Origin of the sequence: Kribbella jejuensis (genome assembly GCF_006715085.1) — a bacterium.
In the GTDB taxonomy this organism is placed as follows: Bacteria; Actinomycetota; Actinomycetes; order Propionibacteriales; family Kribbellaceae; genus Kribbella; species Kribbella jejuensis.
The window spans coordinates 1206706-1221534 of sequence record NZ_VFMM01000002.1 but is presented as its reverse complement, the minus strand read 5'-3'; the positions used below and the strand labels follow the sequence as shown (position 1 = coordinate 1221534).

The 14829-nt window shown below is 68.1% G+C and carries 13 protein-coding genes; 10 read left to right on the top strand and 3 right to left on the bottom strand.

Annotated features, from left to right (window positions below):
- Window positions 1–62: 62 nt before the first annotated feature.
- On the bottom strand, window positions 63–1301 hold the full coding sequence (locus FB475_RS25895) for a VOC family protein (protein ID WP_141859145.1): 1239 nt from the start codon (window positions 1299–1301) through the stop codon (window positions 63–65).
- Window positions 1302–1362: 61 nt separating this feature from the next.
- Window positions 1363–3699 carry a molybdopterin-containing oxidoreductase family protein gene (locus FB475_RS25890; RefSeq protein WP_202878507.1) on the bottom strand — a complete coding sequence of 779 codons (2337 nt, stop codon included), beginning with the start codon at window positions 3697–3699 and terminating at the stop codon, window positions 1363–1365.
- Window positions 3700–4008: 309 nt separating this feature from the next.
- Between FB475_RS25890 and FB475_RS25885 the strand changes: the two genes are divergently transcribed.
- The 7 genes from FB475_RS25885 (at window position 4009) to FB475_RS25855 (ending at window position 11102) form a co-directional block, all read left to right on the top strand.
- The gene (locus FB475_RS25885; protein WP_141859143.1) at window positions 4009–5625 is read left to right on the top strand and encodes an ABC-F family ATP-binding cassette domain-containing protein; all 1617 of its coding nucleotides are present in this window, start codon (window positions 4009–4011) and stop codon (window positions 5623–5625) included.
- Window positions 5626–5701: 76 nt separating this feature from the next.
- The gene (locus tag FB475_RS25880; protein WP_141859142.1) at window positions 5702–6280 is read left to right on the top strand and encodes an AAA family ATPase; all 579 of its coding nucleotides are present in this window, start codon (window positions 5702–5704) and stop codon (window positions 6278–6280) included.
- Window positions 6281–6410: 130 nt separating this feature from the next.
- Window positions 6411–7253 carry a S1 family peptidase gene (locus FB475_RS25875; RefSeq protein ID WP_238332409.1) on the top strand — a complete coding sequence of 281 codons (843 nt, stop codon included), beginning with the start codon at window positions 6411–6413 and terminating at the stop codon, window positions 7251–7253.
- 67 nt (window positions 7254–7320) lie between these two features.
- Complete coding sequence (dnaN, locus tag FB475_RS25870) at window positions 7321–8454, top strand: DNA polymerase III subunit beta (RefSeq protein WP_141859141.1); 1134 nt, start codon at window positions 7321–7323, stop codon at window positions 8452–8454.
- 52 nt (window positions 8455–8506) lie between these two features.
- Complete coding sequence (locus FB475_RS25865; protein WP_141859140.1) at window positions 8507–9280, top strand: maleylpyruvate isomerase family mycothiol-dependent enzyme; 774 nt, start codon at window positions 8507–8509, stop codon at window positions 9278–9280.
- Window positions 9281–9284: 4 nt separating this feature from the next.
- Window positions 9285–9965 carry a YdcF family protein gene (locus tag FB475_RS25860; protein WP_238332408.1) on the top strand — a complete coding sequence of 227 codons (681 nt, stop codon included), beginning with the start codon at window positions 9285–9287 and terminating at the stop codon, window positions 9963–9965.
- An 81-nt stretch (window positions 9966–10046) separates the two neighbouring features.
- Window positions 10047–11102, top strand: coding sequence for an acyltransferase family protein (locus FB475_RS25855; protein WP_141859139.1), 1056 nt, complete (start codon window positions 10047–10049; stop codon window positions 11100–11102).
- On the opposite strand, the gene FB475_RS25850 is transcribed toward FB475_RS25855, so the two are convergent.
- Window positions 11084–11851 carry an alpha/beta fold hydrolase gene (locus FB475_RS25850; RefSeq protein WP_141859138.1) on the bottom strand — a complete coding sequence of 256 codons (768 nt, stop codon included), beginning with the start codon at window positions 11849–11851 and terminating at the stop codon, window positions 11084–11086. The two genes, FB475_RS25855 and FB475_RS25850, sit on opposite strands and share 19 nt — an antisense overlap.
- Before the next feature lie 154 nt (window positions 11852–12005).
- On the opposite strand from FB475_RS25850, the gene FB475_RS25845 reads away from it, so the two are divergent.
- The 3 genes from FB475_RS25845 to FB475_RS25840 all read left to right on the top strand — a co-directional run bounded on the left by FB475_RS25845 (window position 12006) and on the right by FB475_RS25840 (window position 14083).
- A complete protein-coding gene (locus FB475_RS25845) occupies window positions 12006–12977 on the top strand; it encodes a LysR family transcriptional regulator (RefSeq protein WP_141859137.1) in 972 nt (323 codons plus the stop codon).
- 133 nt (window positions 12978–13110) lie between these two features.
- Complete coding sequence (locus tag FB475_RS36935) at window positions 13111–13260, top strand: hypothetical protein (RefSeq protein ID WP_185759435.1); 150 nt, start codon at window positions 13111–13113, stop codon at window positions 13258–13260.
- Between the two features lie 73 nt (window positions 13261–13333).
- Window positions 13334–14083 carry a GntR family transcriptional regulator gene (locus FB475_RS25840; RefSeq protein ID WP_141859136.1) on the top strand — a complete coding sequence of 250 codons (750 nt, stop codon included), beginning with the start codon at window positions 13334–13336 and terminating at the stop codon, window positions 14081–14083.
- Window positions 14084–14829: the final 746 nt, after the last annotated feature.

Genomic DNA, 14829 nt, shown 5'->3' with positions numbered 1-14829 from the left:
CGCAGGTCCCGAAGCGACTACAGCCTCGATCGTGAAGGGCCCTGCAGTGAAAGGGCGGGTCTTCACGCTTGTTGGGGCTGCCAAGGCGGGAGGATCAGGTCGACCTCGTTGCCTTCCGGGTCGGCCAGGGTGTAGTGCTCCAGCCGCTGCTCACCAAGGATCTGTCCCCCGGCCGAGAGTGCCGCGTCGATACGTGACTGGATCTGGTCGGAGGGTACGCCGAGCACGAGGCGGATGCGGTTCGGCTGCTGCCTGCGTTCCACGTCGGACGCGTCCATCTGCTGGAAGAACAGGACCGGGTTGATCCGTCGCGGGTCGTAGATATCGGTCACGAACGGGCGCGGGTCGTGCCGGTAACCGAGCAGTGTCGTCCAGAACGCCCGTACCGCAGGGACATCGACTGCGTCGAAACCGAGCTGTACGAAGCGCAGCCGGGACGGGTCCGGCGTGAGATCGAGCTCGCGGGCCGCGGTCTGGATCCGGGCGGCCAGAGCGACGAACCGGGGATCGGCGCCACCCCGATCGGTTTCCCACTGGTCCTTACCGCTGTCGATTGTGACACCGTCCGCTCGCAGATCCACCAGGAGCGGTACGCCCGCGTTCTGGGAGAGGCCGGCAACGACGGCGGTGAGGCGACTCGCCTGTTCCGGCGACGTGGTCGGATAGAACGTCATCGCGCCGAACTGGATGCGCCAGTCGGCCGTCGCCGGCTCCGGTGAGAGTTCATCGCCCGGGACCAGGTCGAGCTCGTTGCCCTCGCCGTCGGCCATGGTGAGCCCGTAGGGGCCGTAGGCATCGCGGCCGAGGGCAGCCTTGACCGCCTCGACGGCGTTGGGTTCGCGGCTGACGTCGACGTGGATCCGGTTGCGCAGTGGACGCGGCTCGTCGAGATGCTCGAACGAGATCGCCGGATCCCGGTGCAGCGGATCGGTGAGGTCGTTCGGCCAGACCGGTTCGTAGTCGAGCACGGCCTGCCAGAACGTGCTGGCAGCGACCGGGTCGACGGCATCGATCGCAAGCCCCACAGTCTGCAGTGCTGCCGGATCCGGAGTCAGCCCCAGGTCCTTGGCGGCCGCCGCGATCTGCACCGCCTGCTCGTAGGGAGTACGAATCACGGAACCGGGCACCCGGACCCGCATCCCATCGGTGCGCCAGTTCACGTCCGGGAGGCCGTGCTCGTCCGTCAACCCGGCGATCCGATCGACCAGCGCCAGCGCTGCGCCGGCCGAATGCGGAGGCACATCGAACCACGCACAGGCACCCCCGTCGAGAATCCGCCAACCCAGATCGTCGAGGTTCATCGAATCTCCAGTCCTCAGCCGGCCGGCGCGGGGTCGTGGACATCACGCAGTGATTCTTGCCCTAGTGAGTAACAGCCGAACTCAGTGGTGTTATCTCGCACGGGGATGCGCGGAGTGGGGAGCTGCCGCTTATTGGGTCGGCGGGTTGCTGCGGGAGGATCAGGTTGAGGTTGGCGCTGTCGGGTCCGGCAGCCGGGTAGCCGGGGAGGTCGAGGTCGGGGCAGGGCTGCCACCAGCCGTGCTGGCCGCAGACGACCGACGGGTCCAGGTTCGCGTTGAACTTGGCGCGGGCGCGGACGCTGCCGGACGGTGTCGAGATCCTGACCCAGTCGCCGGCGGCGATCCCTCGGCGGCCGGCGGTGTCGGGGTGGATCTCGACCTGCGGGTCGGGCGCGGATCGACGCAGGCCCGGGATGCCGCGGTGCTGCGACTCGCAGAACCACAGCGACTTCGCGGAGGTCAGGGTGAGCGGGAACGCCCCGGCGCCGGCGCTCGGCGCGAGGTAGGCCGGCAGCGGCGGGTGCCCCGCGGCGAGAAGCGTCTCGGAGTACAGCTCGACCTTGCCGGTCGGCGTCCGGAAGCCGCCGGAGCGGTACTTGCGGTACCGGGTGCTGAGCGGAACGCGGACTCCGGCCGGGTCCTCGCGCAACTGCTCCAACTTGATCCCGCTCGGCTCGAGTTGGTACCGGAACGCCTCCTCGACGTCGCCGTCGAAGAACTGCTCACCGAGCCCGAGACGAGCGGCCAGCGCGAACATGATCTGCAGATCCGACCGCGCCTCTCCGCGGGCAGGCGCGACCGGAGTACGCAGCTGGACGAGCGATTGTGCCGCCTGATCGGTTTCGAATCCGATCCGCAGCGCCTCGCTCTCGAACCCGCTGGCGACCGGCAGCACGATGTCGGCGAGGTCGGCGGTCGGGTTGAGGAAGAGGTCAGCGTGTACGACGAAGTCGATCGCGGACAGCGCCGCCCGGCCGCGGGCGCTGTCGCCGTGAGCCATCACGAGATTCGCACCGAACGTCACGAGTGCTCGCACCTGGCCGTCCAACGCCGCGGCGTACAGGTCCGAGCCGGTGACGTAGCCGAACCCTGCAGGTCCGAGTGGACGCTCGGTGAACCCGAGAGCGCGTGCAGAACCTAGAGCTGCCATCGGCGCCGGCTGATTGGCTGGTACCGGTGTGAACGCGACGTTGCCGCCCCGTACGTCCAGGCAGCCGGTGAGCGCGTAGAGGATGTGTATCGCACGGACGGTCTGGGTGACATTGCTGTGCTGCTCCAGACCGCTCCAGGTGTAGAACGCGACGGGCCGCGACTCCCACAGGGTTCGTGCGGCCGCCTCGATCGATGCCGCGGGCACGCTTGTCAGTTGCTCGGCGACCTGGGGTGTTGTCCGTGCGCACTCCTCAGCCAGCAGTGCGAAGACAGGACGGCATGGAACAGGCCCGTTCGGCGTGGGCAACTCGTACGAGCCGGTCAGTGCCAGGTGCGACGCGTCCGCGTCGTACCGGCCGGTGGACGGCTCGTAGGTGACTGGTCGGCCAAGGCCTTCGTCCCAGGCGATGTACAGGTTCGGGTCCTCGGCGGCACGGAGCAGCTGGCCGGTGTCGGTGCGGACGAGGAGCGGGGCGTTGGTCCAGCGGCGTACGAAGTCGTCGTCGTACCAGCCGCGCTCGAGCATGACGTGGATCATCGCGAGCGCCAGCGCCGCGTCCGTCCCGGGAAGCACCCGCAGCCAGTGGTCCGCCTTGCTCGCAAGGCCGGCCCGGCGGGGATCGACCACGACCAGCTTGGCGCCGCGGCGCAGTGCGGCGGTGGTCGCGGTGGCATGGGCGAGCCTGGCCACAGACGGGTTGTATCCCCAGTACAAGATGCAGCCCGCGTTGGCCAGGTCTGGCATGTAGGTACCGGGCACGGCGGCGCCGAACGTGAACACCGGCGCTCCGATTCGGCCCCAAGCGCACAGCTCCATGTACACCGCGAGGTTGGGGCTGCCGAAAGCCTGCCGAAGCCGGTTCAGCCAGTCGATCGAGTCCGACATCGCCGACGTCGACGGCGACGCGGTCGCGAACACCACCGATTGCGGGCCGTGGTCGCGGGCAACGCCGGTCAGCCGGGCCGCGATGGTGTCGAGAGCCTCGTCCCAGCCGATCCGCTGCCAGCCTGGATCCGCGGCGCCCTTCGGCGCGGTTCGCCGCAGCGGGTACAGCAGCCGGTCCGGATGGTTCACCAGCTCCGGCGCGGCCTTGCCCTTGATGCACAGCGCCTGCCCCGTCGGGTGCGACGGATCGGGCGCCAGCGAGACGAACCGACCGTCGTCGACGGTCGCGATCGCGCCGCATTTCGAGACACACAGCGGGCAGTACGTCGGAATTCGCCGTACGCCGGTACTGGAACCCACGGCACCTCCCCCTCCCCCCGCGCGAGCGGATAACCCGATGGTGACACCTGACCGCGGATGTGGGCAGTCCGCACGCTTACGGACAGCTAACTGCCGCCTGGTACGGTTGGGCTCGTGGAGATCGAGGTCGACAGAATCTAGCCACCGAACTGCCGGTGGCCCCCGACCGCTCTGCTTGTCCGCCTTTCGAGGCGTCGACATGGTCTGCCCGGCACGTTCGACCGCGCTGATCCTTCTCCCTGGTCGGCGTGCGCTTCGGCGCGCCCGGCCTCGATCCCCGTGGCGTTCGCCCGGGAAGAAAGCAGACCCATGGCTTCCAAGTCCGCAATCACGCTGCGCGACCTCACTTTCGAATGGCCGGACGGCGCCGTCGCGCTGGACCGGGTGAACGGCACCATCAACACCGGCCGGACCGGGCTGATCGGCCGCAACGGAGCCGGCAAGTCGACGCTGCTCCGGCTGATCGCAGGCCTGTTGCGCCCGACATCCGGCCAGATCGACACCGCCGGCGAGGTCGGTTACCTGCCGCAGACGCTCACGCTCCGCCACGAAGCCACGGTCGCCGAACTGCTCGGCATCGACGCGATCGTGGCCGCGATCCGCGCGATCGAGTCCGGTGACGCCGACGAGCGGCACTTCGACACGGTCGGCGACGACTGGGATATCGAGGCCCGCGCCGCTGAGGCGCTGGACCAGCTCGGGTTCTCGGCCGGGGACCTCGACCGCCGGGTGGCGGAGGTGTCCGGCGGTGAAGCCATGCTCATCGCGATCACCGGGCTGCGGGTACGCCGTACTCCGATCACCTTGCTCGACGAGCCGACCAACAACCTCGACCGGCCGACCCGCGCGAAGCTGGCGGAGTTCGTCGACCAATGGCCCGGGACGCTCGTCGTGGTCAGCCACGACCTCGAGTTGCTGGAACATCTGGACAACACGACCGAGCTGTACGCCGGGACTCTCGCGACGTACGGCGGTCCGTACAGCGCCTGGAAGGAGCACCAGGAACAGGAGCAGGCCGCAGCCGTGCAAGCCGCACGCTCCGCGCAGCAAGCGCTCAAGGTCGAGAAACGCCAGCGGGTGGAGGCGGAGACCAAACTCGCACGCCGTGAGCGCACCGCCAAGAAGACACAGCAGCAAGGCGGTATCCCGAAGATCCTCGCAGGCAACCGCGCCAGCAAGGCACAGGCGTCGGCGGGTGCGATGCGCTCCACATTCGACGACAAGGTGCAGGCGGCACAGGCGGCTCTCGACGCGGCGGACGCCCGGGTGCGGCAGGACGAAAGCATCCATCTCGTACTTCCAGACCCTGATGTGCCAAGAGGGCGGCGTATCGCTGAGCTGTACGACGAGAACCGGACCGTCGTGGTGCAAGGCCCTGAGCGGGTAGCGCTCGTGGGAGCGAACGGCAGCGGCAAGTCGACCCTGATCGACCACCTGGTCCGGGATGTGCCGGCGACGCCCGGTAGGCCGCACGGGCGCCTCCTGACGGAGCTGGTCGGCTACCTTCCGCAGCGGCTCGACGGGCTCGACAATGACGCGAGTGCAATAGCGAACGTGCAGGAAGTTGCTCCCGGGCTGCCGGTCGGCACCATTCGCAACCAGCTCGCCAGACTGCTGTTGCGAGGAGACAGCCCGGATCGCCCGGTGCGCACGCTGTCCGGTGGCGAGCGTTTCCGTGTCTCGCTGGCTCGGCTTCTGCTGGCGGAGCCGCCGGCTCAGCTGCTGGTCCTGGACGAGCCCACCAACAACCTGGACATCGCCAGCGTCGAGCAGCTCGCCGAGGCTCTGGACGCGTACCGCGGTGCGCTCCTCGTGGTCAGTCACGACTTCGCGTTTTTGGAACGGATCGGTGTGGACACCGTCGTCGAGCTCGACAGCCACGGTCGCATGCACCAACGCCGGGACCTGCTCTCAGCGAGTTCCTAGCGACTTCTCAGTCGCTTCACGGGGCGATCCATGACCGTCGTTCGTCTAACCCGTACCGGTTGGAAGGGCGGATGTCGTGCACACAACAGTCATCGAAGGAGTACTGCGGGGACGGGAGCTGCGGTACGCGGTCGACGCGGTGGTCGTACTCGCCGGGATACCCGGCGCCGGGAAGAGCACGTTCTTGCGGCGCGTGTTCGCGGACAGCCCTGTACGCGTGTACGACTCCGCCCACATCCGCGAACGCTGGATGCCTGTCCTGGGAGTACTCCCGTACGCGCTGTGGCGTCCGCTGGTGCACCTTGTGTACTACGTGACGCTCCTGAGCTCCATGCGGCGGGGCCAAGGTCCCATGGTGATCCACGACTGCGCTACCCGACCCTGGGCGCGGCGGCTGATCGGCTGGCGCGCCCGGTGGGCCGGCGTACCGCTGCATCTGATCCTGCTCGACGTACCGGGTGATGTGGCGCGTTCGGGGCAGTGGGCGCGCGGTCGCGTCGTCCGGGCGGGAAGTATGGAGACGCATTGCCGGCGCTGGCCGGACGTGGTGGCTCGGGCGGAGCACGATCCGGGCAGCGTCGTACCAGGGGCGTTGTCGGCGCTCGTCCTGACCCGAGGCGAGGCTGACCGGGTGCAGCGGGTCTCGTTCGGCTGAGGTCTGGTTGACGCGGCGCGTACGCGGGAACATGTCGTCTGTCAGCCGATGACAGCGCGGCTACCCGTCCTCACCGGCCGACGTTCGAGGGACCCCGCCCACTCGGTCCCGTGAAGCCTCTGGAGGACAAGTGAGGATCGAACGTACGTCACGCATGCGTCGTACAGCTCAACTGCTGGTTGTCGTGGGCGCAGTCGCCGCGTCCCTGTGCGCCCTGCCGGCCGAGGCCAAGGCCCCGTCGCCCGCCGCACGACTGTCTGCGGCACAGGCAGCCGTGGAGCAGTCCGGAGTACGAGGAGTCGCCTGGTACACGGACGCGTCCGCGGGCAAGGTCGTGGTCACAGCTGACAGCACGGTCTCCGCGAAGGATCTTGCATCGCTGCAGCGCGACGGTGTGCAGGTCAACAGGAGCAAGGGCGTCTTCAAGCCGTTGCTGGCAGCGGGCGATGCGATCTACGGCGGTCAGTACCGCTGCTCGCTCGGCTTCAACGTGCAGAAGGGCGGCAGCTACTACTTCCTGACTGCCGGCCACTGTGGAAAGGTCGCGAAGACCTGGTACACCAACGCCAACCACAGCACTGTGATCGGCCCGACCGTCGGCTACAGCTTCCCGGGGAACGACTACGCGCTCGTGCAGTACACCAACACGTCGCTCAGCCACCCGGGTGGTTTCACTGCCGCCAACGCCTTCGTCGGCGAAAGTGTGACGCGCAAGGGCTCCACGACAGGCGTCCACAGCGGCAAGGTCACGGCACTCAATGTCACCGTCCGGTACTCCAGCGGTGGCAGGGTCGGCGGACTGATCCAGACCACGGTCTGCGCCGAGCCGGGCGACTCCGGCGGCCCGTTGTACGACGGCACGAAGGCGCTCGGAATCACCTCCGGCGGCAGTGGCGACTGCACGTCCGGCGGTACGACGTTCTTCCAGCCGGTGACCGAAGCGGCTTCGGCGTACGGGGTCACCGTCTACTGAGGCACTGATTCGGAAACTGTCGGCGGCGCCTGATTGAGTGATTCCTCTCGATGGGGAGGAGTCAAGGATGAAGGTTCGAGTCGGGCGTGAGGTGCTGGCCGAGGCAGTCGGCTGGGTGGCTCGTGGGCTGCCCAGCCGGCCGAGTGTGCCGATTCTCGCCGGGATGGTGGTCGACGCCGCGGACGGTCAGGTGACGCTGTCCGGCTTCGACTACGAGAGTTCGGCGCAGGTCAGTGTGCCGGCAGAGGTCGCCGACGAAGGCCGGGTGCTGGTGTCCGGGCGGTTGCTGTCGGACATCTGCAAGAGCATGCCGCGTGATTCGGTGGATCTGAGCGCTGAGACGGCTCGGGTTCAGGTGAGCAGCGGAGCCGCGCGGTTCATGCTTCATACGTTGCCGCTCGACGAATACCCGCCCTTGCCGGAGACCCCGGCGGCGAGCGGCGTGGTCGACGGCGCGGAGTTCGCGCGCGCGGTTGCCCAGGTCGTGAGCGCCGCCGGGCGCGACGACACGCTGCCGGTCTTCACCGGCATCCGGCTGGAGATCCGCGGCTCGGCGATCTCGCTGCTCGCCACCGACCGGTACCGGCTCGCGGTCCGGACGTTCCCGTGGCAGCCGGTCGACGCCGGTGTCGAGACGAACGCGCTGGTCCCGGCGAAGCTGTTGCTCGACGTGGCGAAGGCGATGGCCGCGCACGAGGTCACGCTCGCACTCGGTTCGACCCGCACCGGGGACGGGCTGATCGGGTTCGAGGGCGGCGGCCGGCATGCGACCAGCCGGCTGATCGACGGCGAGTTCCCGAAGGTCCGCGGCCTGATCCCGACGGAGAGTGCGATCACGACGACGGTCACGGTGGAGACCGCCGCGCTGGTCGAGGCGGTCAAGCGGGTCGCGTTGGTCGCGGAGCGGTCAGCGCCGGTCCGGATCACGTTCGCCGATGGGACAGCGACGCTCGACGCGGGCAACGGCGAGGAGGCACAGGCCTCTGAAGCGGTCGGGATCACGCTCACCGGCGAGCCGGTGGTGACGGGCTTCAACGCGGGCTACCTGCTCGACGGCCTGACGTCGCTCGGCACTCCGATTGCGCACTTCGCCTTCACCCAACCGACCAAACCGGCCAATCTGACCGGCCTACGTTCCCAGGAGGACACACCCACAACCGACGCCGCCTACATCCTGATGCCGATGCGCCTGCCCAACTGATGTCAAGATGCCGCCGACAGCTCCGACCAGAGGTGAAACCAAGGAGGAGTAGATGGACTTCGAGCGGCACTGCGCACTGATCGTCGAGCAGACCGAGCTACTGGCCGGACACCTTGCCAACGGCAAGGACCTCGGTACGGCGGTCCCGTCCTGCCCCGGGTGGAACGTCGGCCAGCTGGTTCGCCACGTCGGCGGTGCGCACCGCGAGGCCGCGGTCGTCGCGCGGACCGGCGAGGCTCCGCCCGACGACGAGTTCCGTGACCCGACCCACTGGTACGCAGATCCCGACGAGTGCACCGACGACGCCGTCCGCGAGCTGGCCGGCTGGATCGTCGACGGTGCGCACGACCTGGCGGAGGCGCTCCGCGCGGCCGGACCCGACGTACCGATCACGATGCCGATCGACAACCCGACGACTCGATTCACCGCACGGCGGATGACGCATGAGACCGCAATGCATCGGGCGGATGCGGCACTCGCACTCGGCATCGAGTACAAGTTGGAGCCAGCGGTGGCGACGGACGGGATCGACGAGTGGATGGAGCTCGGCGCGCTGCCGTTCCACTTCGAGGTGCACCCGTGGATGCGCGAGCTGCTCGGCGCGGGACGGACACTGAAGTACACCGCCCCCGAGCAGTCGTGGGTGGTCGACCTGACCGGTAACGTGATCCGCTGGCGGCACAGCGACGAGCCGACCGCGGTCACGGTCCACGGTCCGGTCACCAACCTGCTGCTACACCTGTACAAGCGCAGCGACGCCGGCACCACGGTCGAGGGCGACAAGCAACTGCTCGACTACTACCGGGAGCGCGTGAGCTTTGGTTGAGGAGGTGATCGCGCGATACCTCGCGCGCCGGGATCCGGTCGAACAGCCGGTGGACGTCGTCGTGTTGATGGGCTCTGCCGTTCTCGAATCGGTCGAGGTTGCGGCGGAGGCACACCGCACGCACGGCGTGCCGGTCCTGATCAGCGGCGGGATCGGCCACTCCACGCAGTACTTGGACGATGCGGTCCGGCGACGCGGGCTCGATCTCGCCACCGGCCGACCGGAGGCGCACGTCTTCCGGGACCTGCTGCTCGGTCTCGGAGTCGGCGCGGATCAGATCGTGGTCGAGGACCAGTCGACCAACTGCGGCGAGAACGCACACTTCACCCGGCGGCTGATCGACACCCCGAAGACCCTGCTGCTGATTCAGGACCCGACGATGCAGCGACGGACGCACGCCTGCTTCGAGCGCGCGTTCGCCGACCTGCCCGGTACGACGCTGCTCAGCCACGCCCCGCTCATTCCGTGGATCGGCCCCGACCACGTCAGCGCCGGCCCTGGCCGACCCGAGATCTGGTCCCGCGAACGCTTCCGCTCGCTCCTGCTCGGCGAGATCCACCGCCTGTCCCCCGACGTCTACGGCCCCAACGGACGCGACTTCATCGACCACGTCGCGATCCCCGCCGAAGTACTTGCCGCCTACAACCGACTCGTCACCGAGGACCCGTCCGTCATCCGCAGGTAGCACGACGGGATCGTGCTCCGGGCTGACGATCGGCTCGGGTCGCATAGGCAGACTGGTGCGCGGCTCGAGGAGAGGACGGTTGTGGAACCTACGCGCGGCAGGCTGCACGAGGTCGATCTGTTGCGGATCTTCGCAGCGGTCGCGGTGATGGGGTACCACTACCTGTTCTCGGCGTACGCCGGTGGGCTGAGCGGGCTGCGGTTCCCGCACGTCGACGTGGTCGCGCGGTACGGGTACCTCGGTGTCGACCTGTTCTTCACGATCAGCGGGTTCGTCGTCCTGCTCAGCGCGTGGGACCGCGGTCCGCGATCGTTCCTCGTCTCGCGGGCGGTCCGGCTGTATCCGGCGTACTGGGTCGCCGTCACGCTGACCGCGCTCGTGTCGGTGGCGTTCAGCCAAGGACGGTTCCCGGTCACGCTCCCGCAGTACCTGGCGAATCTGACCATGTTCAACTCGCTGCCGAACATCCAGAACGTCGATGTCGTCTACTGGACGTTGTGGGCCGAGCTCCGGTTCTACGCGATGATCCTGGTGCTGACCTGGATCGGGATCACCGCGCGCCGGGTCACGATCTTCTGCTGGGCCTGGCTGACGGCGACGGTGATCCACCAGGCGGGACTGTTGCCGCACGCAACCGATCTGGTGCTGAACACCCAGTTCGCGCACTACTTCATCGCCGGGATGGCGCTCTGCCTGATCCACCGGTACGGCGTGACACGGCAGAGGCTGGCAATCGTCGCGATCTCGCTCGGCAACGCGATCTATCGCGGTATCGGGTTCGCGGACCGGGTCGGCATCCGGTACCACACCGCCATCCACCGCCCGGTCGTCGTCGCGATCATCGTGGCGATCTTCGCGGTCATGCTCGCGATCGCGCTGAAGCTCACCCACCGCCTCGGCCGGCCGTGGTTCGCCGTACTCGGCGCGCTCACCTACCCGCTGTACCTGGTACACGCGCACGTCGGGTTCATCATCTTCGAACGCCTCGGCGACCAGGTGAACCACGTACTCCTGGTCGCCGCGACGATGCTCTTGATGGTCGGTGTCGCGGCCGCTCTGCACTACGGCGTCGAGCGACCGCTGGCACCGCGTCTGAAACGCCTTTTGAGCAGACCGGCTCAGCTAGTGGTCAGGTAGCTCGTCAGGGCCTTCGCCAGCGTCTCCGGGGGCAACGTGTGGAAAGTGCCGTCATGACCGTCCACAGTGCCGTGCGGCAGGGCAGCCACCGTCTCGCGCACCGACCGCTGCAGCCACTCCGGGCTGGCGTTGCTGTAGAGCCCGAGCGTCGGTACGTCGACAGACGCGAGAAGCTCTGTCGGTACGGCGCTGTCCCGCATCTGAAGTGCGTCGTACAGCAGTGTGGGCGCCATGGCCTCCATACCGGACCACATGGGCGTTTGGCGGATCTGGTCGACCACCTCCCGCGGCTGACCGACTGCCTCCACCATGAACAGCTCGGCCGCACCACCAGGGTTCCCAGCGGCCACGTACTCCTGTAGCCGCTCGACGTACCTCTCCGGCACCGGCGGTGCGCCCTCGACGCGGAACGGCGGCTCGACGACCACCTGCTTCTCGAACGGCAGGCCTGCCTGGAGCAGCACCATGACCCCTGACGAGAATGCACACGCATACCGAGCGTCAGTGGCCGACCGCACTGCGTCCAGATCCTCCCACTCACGCTCCACGGCGTACGGCGCAGTGTCACCGGAGTCGCCGCGCCCGCGCCGGTCGTAGTTGACCACCGTGTACGCCGACGACAGCGCCTCGGCGTACTCCGTGAAGTACGCGCGGCCGGTGAATGCCCCGGCGATCAGTACCAGCCCCGGCCCGCTACCGGTCACGTCGTACGCGAGCTCGGTGCCGTCCTTCGAAACGACCTTCTCCATCAGCTAACTCCTCTCTCTGACAGACCGTCGAACGAGCTGCCGTCAGGCAGACATGATGTGATCCAGCTCACATTCGAGATCTTCCGGAGCCGGCGCGGGCTCACTACAGTTGGATTATGTATACGGGCGACTGCACACGGCATTCGGCGCCTTGATGCTGCTCCGTCAGCTGGAGTACCTCGTCGCCCTCGCCCGGGAGAAGCACTTCGCCCGGGCGGCGGACGCCTGTTACGTCTCGCAGCCGTCGCTGTCCGCCGCGATCCGCAAGCTCGAGCAGGAACTCGACGTACCGATCGTGCGCCGCGGCCGCCGGTTCGAGGGCCTGACGCCTGAGGGCGAGCGGGTGCTGCTGTGGGCGCAGCGGATCCTCGCCGAGCAGGACGCGCTCCGGCACGAACTGTCGATGATGCGCGGTGGTTTGACGGGCACGCTCCGGCTCGGGGCGATCCCGACCGCGATGCCGGTCATCTCGCTGCTCACCACACCGTTCTGCGCGCGGCACCCGAACGCGCGCGTCACACTCGAGTCGCTCTCGTCGCGCGACATCACCCACAAGTTGGCCGAGTTCGATCTCGACGTCGCGATGACATACCTCGACGACGACACGCTCGGCCAGGTACGCAAGACGCCGCTGTACGAGGAGCGGTACCTGCTGCTGACGCCGAAACACAGCGCGCTCGCCGATCTGCCGATGGCGACGTGGGCGCAGGTCGCGGAACTGCCGCTCTGCCTGCTGTCTCCGGACATGCGCAACCGCCGGATCATGAACGGGTACTTCACCGACGACGGGGCCACCGCCAGACCGTCGATCGAGAGCGACACGGTCTCGGGCCTGTACAGCCACCTGCACGGCAACCATTGGTCGACGGTGATCTCGCACGCGTGGCTGCACATGTTCGGCGTACCGGACGGGATGCGTGTCGTACCACTGAAGCGGCCGGCGAACGGGCCGCGGGTCGGTCTCGTGATCGCGGCACGCAGCCCCGAGCCGGTGCAGGCGCGTGCACTGCTCGACGTGGCGCGGCAGGCCGGAGTACAGAAAGCGCTCGACGATCTGCTCGACGTACATCTGATGGATTCCGGCTATCTCGACATAGCAAGCAAGTCTTTGACCGCCGGCGCCTGATCCGGCGATGGTGGAAGTCCCTTCAGCTTCGCTGCCTGGGCGGGTGTAAGCGGGATCACGTGAGACCGGGGCATAACTGGTCAATTCGGCTGATTGAATGTATACAGAAGCCAGAATTCAATGAGAGGTGGACATGATCTTCACGCGTAGGTTCGGTGCGTTGGCGGCCCGGCCGCAGTTCCCGGATGCTCCGGAGTTGCAGGAGCTGGACGCGCTCGACCTGGAGCTCGCCGAGCTGACCGGCCACGATGTCCGGGACGATGTCGAGGAGTCGGCGGCCTGAATAGCTAGGACAACCCATGGCACTTGGTAGACTGTCTACCAAGTGCCATGACTGTAGGACCGGAAGGGACCTCATGACGACGATCAGTGCGGGGCCAGGGGCGGGCGCGGAACCGGCGGGCACGCGGCACGTCAAGCGGCCGCAGCCGCTGCGCGAGTCGGTGTACGAGGCCCTCACCGAGATGATCATCGACGGTACCCTCGAGCGCGGCCGGCACCTGGTCGAGGTCGAGCTCGCCGAACTGCTCGGCGTCTCCCGCCAGCCGGTCCGCGAGGCCCTGCAGCGGCTGAACAACGAGGGCTGGGTGGACCTGCGCCCCGGGTTCGGCGCGATGGTGCACGTCCCCGCCGAGGACGAGGTCGATCAACTGCTCGCGGCCCGCGCCGCCCTGGAGTCCGAGTCCGCCCGCCTGGCCGCCCGGCACGCGTCGAAGGAGGACCTCGCGAAGCTGCGCGACCTCCTCAAGGTCGGCACCGCGTACCAGGAGGCCGGCGACATCGACGGCACGGTCCGCACCAACGGCGAACTCCACAGCCTGATCACCCAGATGTCCGGCAACCGTTTCCTCGTCGACTTCGCCGCCCAGGTCGACCGCCGCGTCCGCTGGTACTACACCCCGGTGGCACCCGTCCGCGGCGCGGCGTCGTGGCGCGAACACAGCCGCCTCGTCAAGGCCATCAGCGAAGGCGACGAAGACAAGGCCGCCCAAATCATGCGAGAACACACCGAACACACCCGCAAGGCCTACCACGACCTCCAGTCCGCCGATCCCGCTCCCGAAACCCCTGACCCCACCCCCAGACGCCGTCGTCGTACTAGCTAGGTCCGATACCCACGCCCCGGGCAGGCGGAGCGTTCGACCGACTCCTCGTCGACGCCGGCCAACACCACCGGCGCCGTAGGCCAGCACCTGGCGCCGACCACACCCACCTCCACCACGGACGCGCACCCGCCGAAGGCGGCAATAGCCAGCCACCGCGAAGCGGTGACCTTCCACGTGCGGCGCAGCAGACGACGCCGAAAACAACCGTCCTCACCACTGGACGCGCACCCGCCGAAGGCGGCATAAGACAACCGCCGCGAAGCGGTGACCTTTCACCCGTGCGGCGCAGCATCCGACGCCGAACACAACCGTCCTCACCACGGGATGCGCACCCGCCGGAGGCGGCAAAAGCCAGCCGCCGCGAAGCGGTGACCTTTCAGCTGTGCGGAGCGAGACCCCGCGCCGGCGCAATCATCTCCACCGCGTATGCGCACCCACGGCCGATGGCGGCACTGGGCAGCCACCGCGTAGGGACATGTAGTGGGGTCTGGGAACAAGCTATAGCTTGTCTCCAGACCCCATTGGGTATGCCCGGTCGCCGTGGTGATCTTTCAGCTGCGCAACCACCTGCATCCCATGACCAGTCCCGGCGAAGCCGGCAGCAGACTGCCACCGCGAAGCTGTGGCGCGTCACCCGCGCGGCGCAGCACCCGGCGCCGGGCGCAACGACCTTCACCACGGGATGCGCACTCGCCGAAGGCGGCAACAAGACAGCCACTGCGAAGCGGTGACCTTTCACCGGCGCG